15 protein-coding genes are annotated in these 17,971 nt (G+C 30.7%); 12 read left to right on the forward strand and 3 right to left on the reverse strand.

Annotated features, from left to right (window positions below):
- Positions 1 to 37 precede the first annotated feature (37 nt).
- The 10 genes from ACWOA3_RS01985 to ACWOA3_RS02030 all read left to right on the forward strand — a co-directional run bounded on the left by ACWOA3_RS01985 (position 38) and on the right by ACWOA3_RS02030 (position 11,637).
- Positions 38 to 2,020: a BglG family transcription antiterminator gene (locus ACWOA3_RS01985; RefSeq protein ID WP_456883904.1), complete on the forward strand. Its 1,983-nt coding sequence runs from the start codon at positions 38 to 40 to the stop codon at positions 2,018 to 2,020.
- Between the two features lie 227 nt (positions 2,021 to 2,247).
- Positions 2,248 to 2,691: a PTS sugar transporter subunit IIA gene (locus ACWOA3_RS01990; RefSeq protein ID WP_102169677.1), complete on the forward strand. Its 444-nt coding sequence runs from the start codon at positions 2,248 to 2,250 to the stop codon at positions 2,689 to 2,691.
- 31 nt (positions 2,692 to 2,722) lie between these two features.
- Positions 2,723 to 3,871 (forward strand): mannitol-1-phosphate 5-dehydrogenase, encoded by a 1,149-nt coding sequence (locus tag ACWOA3_RS01995; RefSeq protein WP_456883905.1) that lies wholly within the window; start codon positions 2,723 to 2,725, stop codon positions 3,869 to 3,871.
- Between the two features lie 420 nt (positions 3,872 to 4,291).
- Positions 4,292 to 4,984, forward strand: a complete 693-nt coding sequence (locus tag ACWOA3_RS02000) for an alpha/beta hydrolase (RefSeq protein WP_456883906.1) — start codon at positions 4,292 to 4,294, stop codon at positions 4,982 to 4,984.
- A 41-nt stretch (positions 4,985 to 5,025) separates the two neighbouring features.
- Positions 5,026 to 5,493: a GNAT family N-acetyltransferase gene (locus ACWOA3_RS02005; RefSeq protein WP_456883907.1), complete on the forward strand. Its 468-nt coding sequence runs from the start codon at positions 5,026 to 5,028 to the stop codon at positions 5,491 to 5,493.
- 94 nt (positions 5,494 to 5,587) lie between these two features.
- Positions 5,588 to 6,349 carry a nitroreductase family protein gene (locus ACWOA3_RS02010; protein WP_456883908.1) on the forward strand — a complete coding sequence of 254 codons (762 nt, stop codon included), beginning with the start codon at positions 5,588 to 5,590 and terminating at the stop codon, positions 6,347 to 6,349.
- Between the two features lie 197 nt (positions 6,350 to 6,546).
- Positions 6,547 to 6,729 (forward strand): hypothetical protein, encoded by a 183-nt coding sequence (locus ACWOA3_RS02015; protein ID WP_003146215.1) that lies wholly within the window; start codon positions 6,547 to 6,549, stop codon positions 6,727 to 6,729.
- A gap of 691 nt (positions 6,730 to 7,420) precedes the next feature.
- Positions 7,421 to 10,003: an ATP-dependent chaperone ClpB gene (gene clpB / locus ACWOA3_RS02020; protein WP_456883909.1), complete on the forward strand. Its 2,583-nt coding sequence runs from the start codon at positions 7,421 to 7,423 to the stop codon at positions 10,001 to 10,003.
- Positions 10,004 to 10,253: 250 nt separating this feature from the next.
- Entirely contained in the window at positions 10,254 to 10,907 is a 654-nt protein-coding gene (locus tag ACWOA3_RS02025) for a glutamate racemase (protein ID WP_456883910.1), read from the forward strand.
- 1 nt (position 10,908) lies between these two features.
- Positions 10,909 to 11,637, forward strand: a complete 729-nt coding sequence (locus tag ACWOA3_RS02030; RefSeq protein WP_003146211.1) for a DUF554 domain-containing protein — start codon at positions 10,909 to 10,911, stop codon at positions 11,635 to 11,637.
- A gap of 93 nt (positions 11,638 to 11,730) precedes the next feature.
- On the opposite strand, the gene ACWOA3_RS02035 is transcribed toward ACWOA3_RS02030, so the two are convergent.
- Positions 11,731 to 12,612, reverse strand: a complete 882-nt coding sequence (locus ACWOA3_RS02035) for a lipoate--protein ligase family protein (protein WP_456883911.1) — start codon at positions 12,610 to 12,612, stop codon at positions 11,731 to 11,733.
- A gap of 95 nt (positions 12,613 to 12,707) precedes the next feature.
- Entirely contained in the window at positions 12,708 to 13,757 is a 1,050-nt protein-coding gene (locus ACWOA3_RS02040; protein WP_442565844.1) for a PTS transporter subunit IIC, read from the reverse strand.
- Between the two features lie 179 nt (positions 13,758 to 13,936).
- Between ACWOA3_RS02040 and ACWOA3_RS02045 the strand changes: the two genes are divergently transcribed.
- Together ACWOA3_RS02045 and ileS are read left to right on the forward strand one after the other, a co-directional pair.
- On the forward strand, positions 13,937 to 14,581 hold the full coding sequence (locus ACWOA3_RS02045; protein ID WP_456883912.1) for a hypothetical protein: 645 nt from the start codon (positions 13,937 to 13,939) through the stop codon (positions 14,579 to 14,581).
- Positions 14,582 to 14,968: 387 nt separating this feature from the next.
- Positions 14,969 to 17,701 carry an isoleucine--tRNA ligase gene (ileS, locus tag ACWOA3_RS02050; RefSeq protein WP_456883913.1) on the forward strand — a complete coding sequence of 911 codons (2,733 nt, stop codon included), beginning with the start codon at positions 14,969 to 14,971 and terminating at the stop codon, positions 17,699 to 17,701.
- 163 nt (positions 17,702 to 17,864) lie between these two features.
- Here the strand turns inward: ileS and ACWOA3_RS02055 are convergent.
- The coding region (locus tag ACWOA3_RS02055) for an IS3 family transposase (RefSeq protein ID WP_456883914.1) at positions 17,865 to 17,971 on the reverse strand (107 nt) is incomplete at its 5' end.

Here is a 17,971-nt window from a genome sequence, read left to right on the forward strand (position 1 = left end):
GAAATAAAGTTTTGTATATTTTTTGAATGGAGGTCATATGTTTAACGAACGTGAAAAACTAATATTACAAGTTTTGTTAAAAAATACTGATGAAGCACTAAGTATAAAAGAGATAGCTAAGGCTACAAAAATAAAAGAAAGAACACTCTATAGAGAGATTAAAAACTTAGAAAGTTCATTAGATCAACTAGGAATAGATTTAACGAAAGAAAAGTCTAAGTATGTACTAAAAGGTGATTTATCTGAGTTGGATTCTTCACTATTTGAAGTTAGTTTTGAAGATTATGCATATTCAACAGAAACTAGATTGAATTTAATATTATGCTTTTTAATTTTAAGTGAAGATACTTCGATTAAAGATATCTCTGAGAAACTAATGTTAAGTTATAATACTGTTGCTACTGCAATAGGTACTATCGAAAAGATTCTGTCTGATTATAAACTGACATTAATTAGAAAAAAAGGTCATGGTATTGAAATAGAAGGTAGTGAGGTAGATCGTAGAGTACTGCTAATTTCATTATTATGTAACGAAATTAGTGATGAGGAATTTTTTACTAGACTAAATGATCGTAGTATTTTATCAAGTAATCCATTCATAAAATTCTTGAATTTTGATTTTTTAAAAAAGGTATTTTATCAAAACAAACATCTCGATGTGTTTAAAATTTATACTGATTCTAGTATAAAGAAAATCCTTATAAGTTTAAATGTAGTTTTTCTTCGAATGTCATATCCAACTGATATTAAAGAAAATAGTACGAAACAAGAATATGATAGTATTAAGTCACTATTAACCGCTTCTAAAGATATAATTGACTTTGATATTACAGATGATATAATCCAATTCCTTGTCAAAATATTAAAAACATGTCGTTTAATCGAGCAACTTTCATATTTAAATGATAAGTATTCATATACTTTAGTGTATAAGATTAGTCTATTGATAAAATATGTTTCTGAAAAAATGAATGTGGACTTCACGCAAGATACAAATCTTTCAAGTGGTCTTATCGCACATGTTGAATCGGCGATAAAAAGACATCAGATGAACTTAACAGAGGAGAATGATGAATTACAAGATTTCGTATTGAAAAATTACAATGAGTTATATCTTGTAATTAAGTCAGAACTGTTAGTTGTTTTTGATGAAATAATGTTTAATTCTACGGAGTTAAGTTATATCGTTATACATTTTGCTTCTAGTTATGAACAAATTTATAGAAAGAATTTTATTCGTGCTCTTGTAATATGCGCTAGTGGTATAGGAAGTTCAAAAATATTGGGTAGTCAGATTAGAAAGAATATTCCTGAAATAAAAAATCTAGAATATACAATTCCTAGTAAGGTAACTAAATCTTTAGTAAACAATTATGATGTAGTTATATCTTCAATCGAACTGGAACAAGATGTCGATTACTTATTAATCCCGACTATACTAAAAGAAAAAGATATAAATTTAATTCGTGAGAAAATATTATCTAGTAGAAGTTTCAAAAGAAATAATACTGTTAAAAGAGAAAATATCGTCAATATTGATAAACTTAGCAGTGCGTGTCGCATTATTTTGAAGAACACTGAGTATGTTGAAACTGAAAAATTAGATGATTATGAAGTGATATTAGATGATATACTGACAAATTCAGCACTGAATATTACTAACAAAGATGAAATTTATAATAGTTTATTAGAAAGACATAATAAGAGTTCAGTAGTTATCCCTAATACTAATATAGCTCTTTTCCATACTTTGAATAATGATATCGAAGAACCATTTGTTATTATTAGTTCATTAAGTGATGCTATCGTTATGAAGGATTCAATGGGTAGTGATCAGAATGTTGATAATTTTATAGTGATGGTCAGTCAAAATCAACAAGAATTTACAGATTTACTTAGTCAGATTAGTATTGCGATATTAGATGATGAGGTATTTACTAAAGCATTGGCTAGTAAGAATAAAGACTTTATCCTTACAAAGATTGAACTAATCTTGAAAAATTATATTTTACAGTTATAGTTATAATAGCGACTTGGAAATTAGTTTCAGGTCGTTATTTTGTTGTAAAGGAAGTTCATATATAGTGATGTTTTAAAGTGATTTACTGCTGAATTTATTTTTGGCAGTATTTATAACTCTATTTTGGCAAAAAGTGTTTCGCCGACTTTGATATTGTTTAGAAGGATAACTAAAGGTATAATTAACTTATAAGAAATAGAACAAGAAAACTCGAAGGAGAAATGAAGATGAATTTAACAAAAAAAGATATTAGATTAGGACAAGAAATTAGCAACAAAGAAGAAGCTATTAGAAAAGCAGGAGAAATCTTAGTAGAAAATGGTTATGTAGATAGCGACTATATTCCTGCGATGTTAGAAAGAGAAGAAATCGTATCAACGTATATGGGGAACTTTATTGCGATTCCTCACGGAACTGATGAAGCTAAAAAATCAATTAAAAGTACAGGGATTTCTATTATACAAATTCCAGGAGGGGTTTCATTTGCTAAACCTGAAGATACAGAAGACAAGATGGTATTCATAGTTTTCGGTATCGCTGGTAAAGATGGGGAGCACTTAGAACTTTTATCAAAAATAGCAATCTTCTGTTCAGAACAAGAAAATGTTATAAAATTAGTAAACGCAGCTACTGAAGAGGAAGTTATTACTTTATTATCAGAAGTTGAATAATAAAATATAAAATTAGTAAGAAGGTATTACAATGAAAAATTTACATTTTGGTGCAGGAAATATCGGACGTGGCTTCATAGGAGAATTATTAAATAAATCTGGATATCACATTACTTTTGTAGATATTAATAAAGATGTAGTTAATGATTTAAAACTCCGTGATACATACACTATTAGAATATTGGATGAAAATATTGAAGAAGTTGAACTAAATAATTTTGATGCTCTGAATATTGCTGAAGAAAAAGAACAACTTTATACAGCTATAGGTGAAGTAGAATTAATTACTACTTCTATAGGTCCGAATGTTCTACCTATCATAGCAAAAGACATCGCAGAAGGATTAAAATTAAAAGTAGCGAATAATAATACTAAATTATTAGATATTATCGCTTGTGAAAATATGATTTCTGGATCTGAATTTTTAAAAATGGAAGTGTTCAAACATCTTTCAGAACAAGAACAAGAATTTGTTAATAAATATGTAGGATTCCCAAATTCAGCAGTAGATAGAATCGTACCAGCTCAAAAACATGATGATGTTCTTCTAGTTGAAGTAGAGAAATTCTGTGAATGGGTAATAGAAGCGGATAAAATTAAAGTAGAAAGTAATAGAAATATTGAACTAGTACACTACGTAGAAGATCTTAATCCGTTTATCGAAAGAAAACTATTTACGGTAAATACAGGACATGCGGCGCTAAGTTATATAGCGAATTACTTAGGTATTGAATTAGTTTCAGATGGTGCTAAACATGCTGACGTAAGAAAAGATTTCATCGCTGTATTAGAAGAAACTAGTGCATTACTTGAGAAAAAATGGGGATTTGATAAAGCTGAGATGGAAGCTTATAGAAATAAAACTATTAAACGCTTCGAAAATCCACGTATCGTAGATAATGTTTCTAGAATCTGCCGTACTCCTATAAGAAAATTAGGTTATAATGAAAGATTTATTAAACCTATTAGAGAAACAGAAGAATTAGAATTATCAAATAGTGCTTTATTAAAAGCTTGTTCATATATTCTTACATTCAAATCTGAAGAAGATGAACAATCAGTAAAACTTGAACAACTAATTAAAGAAAAAGGTGTTATCGAAGCGTTAAGGGAAGTAACAGAATTAACAGATACAGCTTTATTAAATAAAATTAAAGAAGGTTATGAAAAATTAGTTTAATAATACATATTAGTATCTAACTATAAAAATTATGACATGACGTGTATACATAAGAATGAAATAGTATGTATTATTAGTAATTGATATATAAAATAATAATCGAAAGTCTTTGGAATAGCTGATTCCAAAGGCTTTTTCTATGTTTGTGAAATTTGAGTAATATTCTGGGTGTAGCTATTGACATTACTACTAAAAATGGTATCATTGTAGCAAGAGTTAATAATAGATTATAAAATGAAAATATGGTAATGATAGAGAAAAGGGAATAAGCTTTGTTAAGAATTAATAGGAATTCTTATGAAGTATCCAGTATTAATGGAATACTAAAAAACTATTAATATAGTTAGAAGACGATGTTTAAAGAGAAATGAAGAGAATTATATTATATATGTATAAAGAAATGTTACAGGAGAGAAATTAATGAAACACAGAAAAGAGAATTTTTTAATAGACAATAAATCTTGTATTGGATATATAACTGATACTGCAAAATACTTATTGATCCAACCTGTTGATGGACATGATATTGAAGTATTGGATAACGAAGTTGCAAAAATTCAAGATAATATAGATAAACAATTCTCGCTTATTGCTTTTAAAATAGAGGATTGGAATAGTGAACTTTCTCCTTGGGAAGCCCCTCCGGCATTTGGAAATAAATCTTTTGGTTCAGGTGCTAAAGACACTTTAGAATTTATTGAAAGTAGATTTATACCAACGGTTAAAGAAAAATATAATCTAGATAATGATATTAAGTTTATTCTAGGTGGATATTCTTTGGCAGGTTTATTCAGTCTTTGGAGTGCGTATAAGTCAAATATATTTTCTGGTATTGCTGCCGCTTCTCCTTCTGTTTGGTTTAATGGCTGGGAAGAATTTATGAATAATAATACACCATTAAGCAACACTATTTACCTAAGTTTAGGTGATACTGAGGAGAAAACGAAAAATAAAGTAATGTCTGCTGTTGGAGATAATATTAGAAAACAGGAAGAACTATTAAAAAATGATAAAATAAAAACAATATTAGAATGGAATAAAGGTGGGCATTTTAGTAATTCAGATATACGTGTAGCTAAAGCATTTATTTGGTGTATTGAAAATTTGGGTTAAAATAACTTTAGTTGATAATTAGAGAACTGGAGGAATAATAAATGAATATTGCATTAGTAAAAGTAACAGAATCTGATATGAAAGAAATATGGGAGATGCAAGTAAAGGCATTTAAGGGTCTATTAGAAAAGTATCAAGATTATAATATGAGCCCAGCTACTGAAAGTTATGAGAATGTTTTGAATAAATATAAACAATCTTGGACTAGTTACTATTTTATTACTATAAATAATGAAAAAGTTGGAGCGGTTAGAGTCATAGATAAAAAAGATGGAAGTAGGAAACGTATAGCACCTATTTGGATCATGCCTGCGTTTAGAAATCAAGGACTTGCTCAACTTGCTATGAGAGAAGTAGAAAAAATATATGGTTCACATCATTGGCAATTAGATACAATTTTACAAGAACAAGGTAATATTTATTTATATGAGAAGTTGGGTTATAAGAAAACAGGTGAGATTGTGAATATAAAAGACGGAATGGATATAGTGTATCTTTATAAAGATTAAAAATATAGAATTTAACCAGCCTATTTCCTTTCATTCTATTCTTTTTCACGTTATAATTAAATTACTATTACTAGAATTTTTTCGGAGGTAACATATGAATGAAGTTATTAAAACGATGTTAGATCATCGTTCAACTCGTAGTTTTGTAAAAGGAAAAGAACTACCTAAAGAACATCTTGAGCAAATTATCGCTAGTTCTAAACAAGGATCTAGCTGGATGAATGGACAACACTATAGTATTATCGTAACAACAGGTGATACTAAACAACAAATTGCTGATTTAATCCTTGATAAAGCACCTGGTAATGCAGTTCATATTGAAAATTCTGCTGCGTTCTTACTATATTGTTTAGATTATACTAACATTGAATTAGCGTTTGATATTGAAGGTGGAGAGTTTGATATTACTAATCAATATGAGCCACTACTTATCGGTACTTTAGATGTTGGTATTGCGATGCAAAATGCTGCATTAGCTGCTGAGTCTTTAGGATATGGAATTGTTTATTGTGGTGGAGTAAGAGGTTTTGGAGATAAGATTTCTGAATTACTAAATATTCCCGAAAATGCTTTGTTCCTATGTGGACTAAGTATCGGTGTTAAAGATGAAGAGTTATCTACGGAAAAAGTTAAACCTAGATTACCAGAAGCGGCTAATGTAGGATACAATGAATTCCCTAAATCAAATGTTGAAGTATTAAAAGAATACCGTCAAACTATGGTAGACTTCGCTGAAGCACGTGAGACAAAAACATGGACTAAGAAATTCGCTGATTTCTACGCACAACCTTCAGGAATAGAAAAAGTAACTAAAGAACTATTAGAAAAAAATGGTTTTGTGAGTGAGAAGGAATAAAGAATAAGATTAAATTAGAAAACCGCTTATGTAGTTGCATGCTAGATAAGCGTTTTCAACTAACGAACACCTTTCTTAATTTTCATATTGTTATCATTAGATTTTCATGATATATTTTAGATAGTGGAATATAAGTATTATTAATGTTTAGTTGCAAATTTATTTTTAATTTCTATTTTATAAAGGAGGTTCTTCTTATGAAATATAAAAAATTTAAGTTAACGACTTCTATTTTATCATTAGGTAAATTTAATAACCACATTTTTAGATCTGAACAAGCTATACAACAATTATATTGGCAAGATAAAGGTATTGACGCATATTATCATATAAGTAAAAGTATAATGAGCTTAAACTACGTATCTTATGTTGTGATTTAATCATGCTTAATAAATTTTATAACATAATAAGCTTAATACTTTTTCCTATTTTATACTTTTCTTATATAAAAAACACATTAAATATAAACATAAGTCAAGATCATATAAAAACCTTTATTATATTATACTTAATAATGATCCTAAGTATAATTATTGAATATTTGTATAGTAAGAAAATGAAAAATAAAAAATAACAAATTAATTTAACAAAAAATAGACGTAAGATAGAGTTTAGATATATAGATGCATAAATAACTGCCACATATGTATTTTAATAATATATATGTGGTGTTTTTTGCATTTAAAAAACACCTATGAAATTTCATAGGTGTTTTGCAGAGCAGAAATTAATCTCTCTGGGAAAGTTACCAGTAGAGCATATATTTTTATATCTCTAAGATAATAATAAGTATAATATATAGATTAAAGCTTGTCAACAAAAGGATTTATGAGCTTTTTTTCTTTTTTTAATTTTTTTTTAAAAAACTATTGTCAAAAAAGGTCAAACATGCTATAATTTATTTAAGGTCAAAGAAGGTCAAAAAAGATAAAACTTAAATATATTCTATAAAACCTTTTAGTTTATTGAGTATTTAGGTGTATCTTTTGAAGAGTGTTTCTATTATTAGAGATACTGATCAACGAATAAATGTACCGTTTGATCTAATAATTTAATCAAAGGAGATTTACAATGGATATTAATAGTTTTACTAATAGTGTGAAAGAAATCTTAGCGAAATCTTCCGAATTTGCAACAGATAAAAAAAGTCAAAGTATTACGAGTGAGATGTTCTTAAAAGCGGCACTTACTGGTAGTAATTTATATAGTGATATATTAGGAAGAGTAAATGTTGATAAGGTGAATTTAACTCATGAGTTAGATAATGAGATTGCGAAGGTAAATAGTGTAGAAGGAGATAATATCAATTACGCTAGTTACTTAAGTAATGATTTGAATACTTTATTAATAGAAGCTAATAAATACAAAGAGAAATATGAAGATAAATTTATTTCGTGTGAACATATAGTTCTAGCGAGTTATTTAAAAAATAGTATAGTAAAAAAATATATTGATAATGTAACTACATTAAAAGATTTAGTAGCCGTTATCGATAATATCAGAGGAGGTAAAAAAGTTATGAACGAAAATCCAGAAAACAACTACGAAGTTTTAGAGAAATATGGTCGTGACCTTGTAGAAGCTGCACGTAGTGGTAAAATTGATCCTGTAATAGGACGTGATGAAGAAATAAGAAATGTAATTAGAATTTTATCAAGAAAAACAAAAAATAATCCAGTGTTGATAGGGGAACCTGGGGTAGGTAAAACTGCGATTGTTGAGGCACTGGCTCAACGTATTGTGCGTGGTGATGTACCTGAAAGTCTTAAAGACAAAACTGTATTTGAACTTGACCTTACTAGTTTAGTCGCAGGAGCTAAATATCGTGGTGAGTTTGAAGAACGACTAAAAGCTGTATTAAAAGAAGTTAAAGAACAAGAAGGAAAAATAATTCTATTTATAGATGAAATTCACATGCTTGTTGGTGCTGGTAAAACTGATGGAGCAATGGATGCTGGTAACATCTTAAAACCAATGCTTGCTCGTGGTGAACTACACTGTATCGGTGCTACAACTCTTAATGAATATCGTCAATATATCGAAAAAGACTCAGCGTTAGAACGTCGTTTCCAAAAAGTTCTTGTTAAAGAGCCTACTGTAGAAGATACAATCTCAATTCTACGTGGTCTTAAAGAAAGATTTGAAGTTTATCACGGTGTGAAAATCTCTGACCGTGCGATTGTAGAAGCTGCTGAATTATCTAACAGATATATTACTGATAGATTCTTACCGGACAAAGCTATCGATTTAATCGACCAAGCTTGTGCTACTATTAAAACTGAAAATTCATCTAATCCAGCTGAATTAGATACAATTAATCGTAAAGTTATGCAACTTGAAATAGAAGAAAAAGCCCTAAGTGGAGAAGATGATGATGTATCTAAAAAACGTTTAGAAAACTTAAAAGAAGAGTTAGCTAATCTAAAAGAAGAACAAAATAAACTTCAATTACAAGTTGATAGTGAAAAAGAAAAATTATCAGCTGTTAAAAATCTTCGTGAAAAAATCGATAGAGTTAAATTAGAATTAGAACAAGCTCAAAATAGCTATGATTTAGAAAAAGCTTCTGAATTACAATATTCTACTTTACCAAAATTAATTCAAGAATTAGAAGAGCTAGAAGAAAAATCTAAACACGAAGAATATAAACTTCTAAAACAAGAAGTTACTGAAGATGAGATTGGATTTATCGTAAGTCAAATGACTGGTATTCCTGTAACTCGTCTAGTAGAAACTGAAAAAGAAAAATTATTACATCTTGCAGATACTATTCATGAAAAAGTAATTGGTCAAGATGAAGCTGTAGAGAGTGTAACTAATGCAATCTTACGTTCTCGTGCTGGTATCGCTGATCCTAATAGACCAATCGGTAGCTTCCTATTCTTAGGTCCTACTGGGGTAGGTAAAACTGAGCTTGCTAAAGCATTAGCTCTTAACTTATTTGATGATGAACGTAACATCGTGCGTATCGACATGAGTGAATACATGGAAAAACACTCAGTTAGTCGTTTAATCGGTGCCCCTCCAGGATACATCGGATATGAAGAAGGTGGTCAACTTACTGAAAGTGTAAGACGTAATCCTTACAGCATTATCTTAATGGACGAAATTGAAAAAGCTCACCCAGATGTGTTCAATATCTTACTTCAACTTCTTGATGAAGGTACACTTACTGACTCTAAAGGTGTAGTAGTAGATTTCAAAAATACAATTATCATTATGACTTCTAACATCGGTTCATTAGAACTATTAGAAGAAGTTAAAGACGGTGTAATTTCTGAAGAAACTCGTAAAAATGTTACTAACCAACTTTACGGTTACTTCAAACCAGAAATTCTAAATCGTATGGATGATATAATTATCTTCAAACCATTAACACAAGATAATATTAAAGGTATCGCTAATAAACTTCTTAACGAACTTGTTGCACGTATTGCTAACAGAAATATTACTTTAACATATACTGATAATATTTCTGGTTGGGTTGCGACAGCTGGATTCGATATGAAATTCGGTGCTCGTCCACTTAAACGATTCATCCAAAGTCAAATCGAAAACAAACTTTCAGTTGAATTAATCCGCCATGGTATCGAAGATGGAATGGAAATCCACTTAGACTATGTAGATGATGAATTGAAAATTGATATTAAATAATATATTGATTTAGCGCAATATAGAGAATAACTCAATAAATGCGATTTATCTGAAATCACGATTTTTGAGTCACTCTCAAATAACTATAGACCTCAGGAGAAATCCTGGGTCTATTTTTGTATTAAGTTATATGAAAATTAAAAGATTAAAGTATGGTAATTATTATCTTTTATAGAAACGAAATTTGTAGTATAATGATAAAATAAATAAATAAATTGACGAACGAAATATTTGTGTAGGAGGAATTTGAATGAAGATAGCGGTTATGGCTGGAACACCGATTGATTCGAAATTAGGTGCGGAGTTACTGAATTTATATGGCTATGATGATGTAGTTTTAGTGCCAATTTCTAATAATCCAGTAGAACAAACTACGTTTCAGGCTTTAGAAGATGAAGAACGTGAAAATATTATTGTGAAAATTATAGATGAACTAAAAGGAAAAGGTTGCGATGCGATTTTTGTATACTGTAATTCCCTAAGTTCGGTTGTTGATTTTGATAGATTGGCAGAAAAAAAGAATATTTCTATTATTACTCCTATGCAGATGTATAGAAATCTAGGACTTGAGTATAAGTATTTAGCTGTAATGGCAGCGAACTCTCATGGTCTTACAGGTGTTGAGAACAATCTATATGTTTCGAATCCGCGTCTTCGTGTTTTAGGATTATCAATGTTGGAGCTTGTTAAAGCGATTGAAGAGGGGAATAAACCAGAACAAATTGTCGAAGAATTTAACTTTAAGACATTGTTTAATTATTTCGAATTAACGAATGTAGAAGCAGTTGTTCTTGGGTGCACTCACTTTCCTTATATTAAAAAAGAACTTGAGAAAATTACTAAACTTCCTATTATAGATGTTGGAGTATTTATGATAGAAAGTTTAAAGAGAAAGGATATTTAAAATGCCAACAGGAATAATAATTAATACGATTGCTATATTTTTAGGAGGTATAGCAGGAGCTGTGTTGGGAGATAAATTACCGGAAAAGTATAAAGAACAGTTGAATATGATTTTTGGACTTTGTTCGATGGGGATGGGAATAGCATCGATTGGTCTTATGAAATATATGCCAGCGGTGATATTCGCGATTATTATAGGGACATTAGTAGGATTATTTTTTAATCTTGGTGATTTAGTATATAGAGCTTGTGCGAAAATGCAGAAACTTATGGTAAAAGTTGTTCCAAAACCTAATAGTTCTATGTCAGAAACAGAATTTTTAGCTACGTTGATTACCGTAATTGTTCTATTTTGTTCTAGTGGTATGGGAATTTATGGTAGTCTTAATGAAGGTATAACAGGTGATCCAAGTTTATTAATTACGAAGTCTATTCTTGATTTCTTTACGGCAGCTATCTTTGCTTGTAATCTTGGGTATATTGTTTCACTAATAGCAGTACCGCAGTTTGTTATTTTTACGTTATTATTTTTATCAGCAGGATTAATAGTTCCATTAACGACACCTGAAATGATTAATGACTTTAAAGCTTGTGGTGGTTTCTTAATGGTTGCTGCTGGGTTTAGAATATTGAAACTCAAGATGTTTCCGGTTGTAGATATGGTACCTGCGATGATATTAGTAATGCCATTTAGTTGGCTTTGGGTAAATGTGATTTTACATTTATTATAAAATATATAAATAAAGCTAGTTAGAATTATTTTCTGACTAGCTTTTTTGTATGTTTATTATTTTTGTTTCTAAATTCCTAAACCGATGAGATTACTATTTTCCTTCTAAGTAACTTTCATTTCTTTCTTTAGCCTGTTCGAAGATACTATTGTATTCTTCTATCATTTCTTCTGTGTATTCTCCTTCAACTTGGTCACAGTCTAGTGAATAAAGTACTTTTTCAACTCTTTCATATACATCCTCTAGAGTAAACTCCTTATGAAGAAGTTTTTCTAATGTTTCCATACAGTTCGGGTCGATTTTTGGATATTTGTAATTTATCTGTTGGTCTTTAATGCCAATATCGTAAAATTCTCGCATTATATTCGCACGTTTTTGTTGATCTCCAAAGACACTGATGTATATAGAAACAACTACTGAATCTTTGATCTTTCTTTGAGCGATTCCAGCGAATTTTTTTCCATTTATGCTTAGGTCATAATCACCAGGACAGTACGAGTTAGTTATTTCAATAGCTTCGATTTTGTTAGCACCTTCTGGGAAAACTGCTTTGATAAATTCTGTCATTAATTCATAACCTTCATTAATTGAAAAGTTTTCTTTTGGTTTATTCATAATGATAGATAAATTTAATATACCTTTGTCTGAAATTATTCCTAATCCCCCGATATTTCTAACTGCAGGAATAATATTATTTCTATAAAAAGAAAATAATGCTTCATCGAAAAATGGAACACGCGTATCTGGTGCTCCGATTATTGCTGAGTTCGGCAATGTGTACATGTGTAATATACAGTCATCATTACCAGAAATTGTACGTAAAAACATTTCATCAGTAGCAATAGGTATTAGGGGATTTACTATATTTAATGTTTTATAAACATTGAATTTTTTATTTCGAATAAGATTTAGCATAGCTACTCCTTCTAAATTTGTCGATAATATATATAACTTAAAAATTAATACTTTAATCATTATAATTTATGAGGATGATTTATGCAAGGTTTAAGTGAATTAGGAGGTAAAAAAAGGAGACGGCTCAAAATGGTTTCGAGTCGTCTCAAATTATTTTATAAGTTAAGTTTGTAATCTTCTGGTTTGATAATTGGTACAATTTTCGTGAATAGTTTTACGAAGAAGAAACCAGAAACTACAGGAATTACTACGAAGACGATTGCTGCTTTTAATATTTCTAAAGTACTTCCGTCAGTAGTCGCAAGGTGTGCTAATGGACCAACTAGACCGCTGAATCCGAATCCTGCACTCATTGCTGTTCCTTTAATGTTTAGTATTGCTGCAAATACACCTGAAACAGCAGCACTACAAAGAACAGGTAGCATAATCTTCGGTTTAGCGAAAATATTAGCCATTGAAATCTTTGGAGATCCGATAAAGTGCGCGAAGCAAACACCTTTAGAGTTTACAGCCCATCCTGCTATTGCTAGTGTGAATCCACATGCACAGATTCCAAGGTTTGCAGCTCCTGAAGCTATTCCGTCGATATTAATCGCTAGCGCAACCCCAACTGATGTAATTGGAGAAACTACAAGACATGCAAAAATAACCGCGATAAGAATAGTAAGAATGATAGGTTGTAATGTAAGTAGATGTTTGATTCCATCTCCTAAAAGTTTAGTTACTCCTGAGAAGAATGGAAGAGTATATCTACCAATACCTCCGATAATTACAAGTGTTAATGGAGGTAGGATGATTACCGCATAGTTTTTAGCTTTGTCTCCAATTAGTAGGATGAATAATGTTGCTAATGCTGCTGTAAAGATCATAGTTACGATATCTCCAGAACCTTTTAACATAAGACCTGTTTTGTCTGGAGTAGGGATAATTGAACCACTCGCAAATAGAGTAGCTAACCCAATAGATACACTTTGAACAGGTGTAAATTTAAAGAATAATCCAATAATAATTCCTGAAGCTAAACCTATCATAGCGTTAGAAATTGTTATTGATAATGATAAAAATGCAAGTGAAGGATAAACCTTACCTATATATTTAAGTAACTCACCAAGTAATGCACCTGGCACTAAACATAGAACTGTTCCTAGGGCGATACCGTTAAGAACGTTCATAGTAAATTTCTTAATAGAAATTTTTTCTTTCATAAATATCATCTCCTTTATGTATTCGTAACCTAAAAAGGTTACTAATTATTATAACGTAAAATATATATTTTGTACATTAAAATTTACTAGTTTTATTTTGTAGTTTAACTTAATTTTAACTTTTCACTATATAGTATATAATATTATTAGAAGGAAGGCAAAATATAAAGGAGATTCGAATGAAAGTATTAAGAAAAATACTAGCGTTACTAGTAGTGTTGGCTCTTTTTGGTGGTGGTGCAACATATGCATTGACGCCAAGTGAAAGTATAAATAATTCAGAAAAATTAGCGAATCATGATGCTAAGATTAAGTTAGAGGATCTAAATGGAGATTTTATTTCAAATCTTAAATTAGTTGATTCAAATATTAAAACATCATTAAAAATTAATAATAATACATTTCTATCTATATTTAAGAATGCTGTATCAGACGATTCTCAATTACTAGATGGTAGTTATAAATTAGTTGATGATCATATTAAAGCGAAATTACCTGTTAAATTAGGGCTTTGGGATACAATGATAAATACGAATATAAAAGTAACTGGAGCTAACAATAGTGTAGATTTAATTCTAAAAGATGCTAAAATTGGTAAGGTTCCAATTCCAAATTTTGCTTTGGAAAAATATTTAAAAGAAGCTCTTTCTGGAAGTGGAGCAAGGGTTAACGGTAATACTATTACTATTAAGTCACTTGATTTACCGGTTGTTGTTGATAATGTAGAGGTTACTGATAGTAATATTAATGTCACTGCATCACTTAGCAGAGAAAAAGCGTTGAAATATGCTGCAGAGAATTTTAACGCATATCGAAGAGTATAAAATAATTAGACTTTTGAAAATGAACAATTATTAGAAGGATTTCTAAATATGGAATCTTTCAAATAGTAGGTTTTCAAAAGTCTTTTTCTTAATTTCAGAATATTTTCAGATAATTTCAAATTAAATTCACATAAAAGACTTGAAAGTTTTATCTTGATGTAATATAATATACATATCGTAAATAAAGACAAGACGACTGTGTGGAGTTTTAGAGAGAAACTGGTTGGTGGAAAGTTTTATAGAAGCATAGGAGTTATCACTTTATTGTGTAATAATTTTAATAGAACAAACAAGTGCTCTTGGTAGGAGTTAAAAGAGGTGGTACCGTGGATACATTTCGCCCTCTATAACTTTTACTAAGAGTTTTTTATTTTGAAAGGAGAAAAAATGGTAGAATTAAAAGATACATTATTAATGCCAAAAACGAAGTTTCCAATGCGTGGAAATCTTCCAAATAAAGAACCTGAATTCCTAAAACGTTGGGAAGAAATGGATTTATATAACAAAATTTTAGAAAAAAACGCAGGGAAACCTTCATACGTACTTCACGATGGACCTCCATATGCGAATGGTAACATCCACATTGGACACGCATTAAACAAAATCTTAAAAGACTTTATCGTTAAATATAAAAACATGAATGGTTTTGTTTCACCATACGTTCCAGGTTGGGATACTCACGGTCTTCCAATCGAGCAAGTATTAGTAAACAATGGTGTTGATAGAAAATCTATGCCAGCTAATAAATTTAGAAACAAATGTAAAGATTATGCATTAAAACAAGTTGATAAGCAACGAGCTGACTTCAAAAAACTTGGAGTATTAGGTGATTGGGATAACCCATACTTAACTTTAGATCCAAAATTTGAAGCTGAACAAATTCGTGTATTCGGTAAAATGGTAGACAAAGGCTATATCTACAAAGGATTAAAACCTATTTACTGGTCACCATCATCAGAATCTGCATTAGCTGAAGCTGAAATCGAGTACCACGATCACACTTCACCATCTATCTATGTTGCTTTCGAATTAGTTAGTGAAAATGGTGCTGTAGAAAAAGGAACTAAGTTTGTTATCTGGACAACTACTCCTTGGACATTACCTGCGAACTTAGGTATCGCTGTTCACCCAGACTTTGAATACCAAGTTGTTAAATATAACGGAGAAAGCTACTTAGTAGCTAAAGAAAGAGTAGCATTCTTAGCTGAAAAATTCGGTTGGGAAAACTATGAAATAGGTGAAGTATTAGTAGGTAAAGATTTAGAGTACTTATTATGTAAACACCCATTCTTAGATAGAACATCTACATTAATCTTAGCTGATTATGTAACACTTGATTCTGGGACTGGTTTAGTACATACAGCTCCTGGACACGGGGTTGATGACTATCTTGTTGGTCAATTACAATACAAACTTGGAGTATTATCACCAGTTGATAACCAAGGTGTTCTTACAGAAGAAGCTGGACAATTCGCTGGTAAATTCGTATTTGATGCGAACAAAGATATTATTGCTCACTTAGATGAAACTGGAGCATTATTAAAACAAGAAGATATCACTCACTCATACCCACACGACTGGAGAAGTAAAAAACCAATTATCTTCAGAGCTACACCACAATGGTTCTGTTCTGTTGAAGCATTCCGTAGCGAATTACTTGAAGCTGTAGATAACACTAAATTCTATAGTGAATGGGGTAAACCAAGATTATATAACATGATTCGTGACCGCGGTGACTGGGTAATCAGTCGTCAACGTGTTTGGGGTGTGCCAATTCCTGTATTCTACGCTGAAAACGGAGAAGCTATCCTTGATATCGAATTAATCGAACACGTAGCTAAAATCTTCGAAGAAGAAGGATCAAACGTTTGGTTCTACAAAGATGCTAAAGAATTATTACCAGAAGGATACACTCACCCAGGAAGTCCAAACGGAGAATTCACTAAAGAAATGGATATCATGGACGTATGGTTTGACTCTGGAACATCTCACCAAGGATGTTGTGCAATTCGTGAGGACTTAACTTACCCAGCTGACTTATACCTAGAAGGAAGTGACCAATACCGTGGATGGTTCAACTCTTCACTTATCACTTCTGTAGCTGTATCTGGAGTAGCTCCGTATAAAGAGTTAGTATCTGCTGGATTCGTTATGGATGGTAATGGTAACAAGATGAGTAAATCATTAGGTAACGTTATTTCTCCTAACGATGTAGGTAAAGAATTAGGTGCTGAAATTATCCGTCTATGGTCTGCAAGTGTTGACTATACTCAAGACGTTCGTATCTCTAAAGATATCTTAAAACAAGTATCTGAAACATACAGAAAAATTAGAAATACATTCCGTTTCTTACTAGGAAACTTATTTAACGGAAGCTTCAACAACAAAACTGATTTAGTTGCGTACGAAAACCTTGAAGAATTAGACAAATATATGGTTCTAAAATTCGAGAAAGTTGTTGCAAAAGTATTAGATTACTATGAAAACTACCAATTCAACAGTATTACTACTGAACTAATCAACTTCTTCAACGTTGAACTATCTTCATTCTACCTAGACTATGGGAAAGACATCCTTTACATCGAAGGTGAAGATTCTCAAAAACGTTTAAGTATGTTAACAGTTCTTTACACAGTATTAAGTAAATCTGTTAGATTACTTGCTCCAATTCTTTCATTCACTGCTGAAGAAGTATATGACAACATGCCATATGAAGATGCTGAGTCTGTTCACTTAACTGACTTCCCAGCTAAAAATGTAATCGAAGATGCTGCGTTAGAAGCTAAATGGGATAAACTTCTTGAAGTTCGTGATGATTTGAATAAAGCATTAGAAGAAAGCCGTAATGAAAAAGTTATCGGTAAATCTCTAGAAGCAGCTGTTGAAGTATACAGTAACGATGCAGAAGTTGTTGAGTTATTAAACTCTGTTGATAACTTAAACCAATTCTTCATCGTAAGTAAAGTTGCTGTTAAAGAAAATGATGGTGTAGCTTATGATCTTGCTACTGTTAAAGTAACTAAAGCTGAAGGACACCGTTGTGACCGTTGTTGGAACATCGTAGATGAAGTAAACGAAGAAGGTTTATGTCCACGTTGTGCCAGCATCTTAAACAAATAATAGAATAACCTTAAAAAAGTGTATATGATAACTCATAGACGCAGTGGTTTATTGATATCTAAATTCGCTTTATAAAAGCTTTTTAGATATCTAATAAACTGTGCGGGGGTGACTCTACAAAATCGATTTTGATGTGTACCCAGAATTCTGGACACATATATATTTAGTTTAGACAAGTGGATGTTATCCTGTATTGTACAGGAGGCATCCATTTTGTTTTTGATTGAATTCTCTTGTTGTTGTAATAATTTATATATTCAGATACAGCTT

This window comes from Gemella taiwanensis (assembly GCF_054054385.1).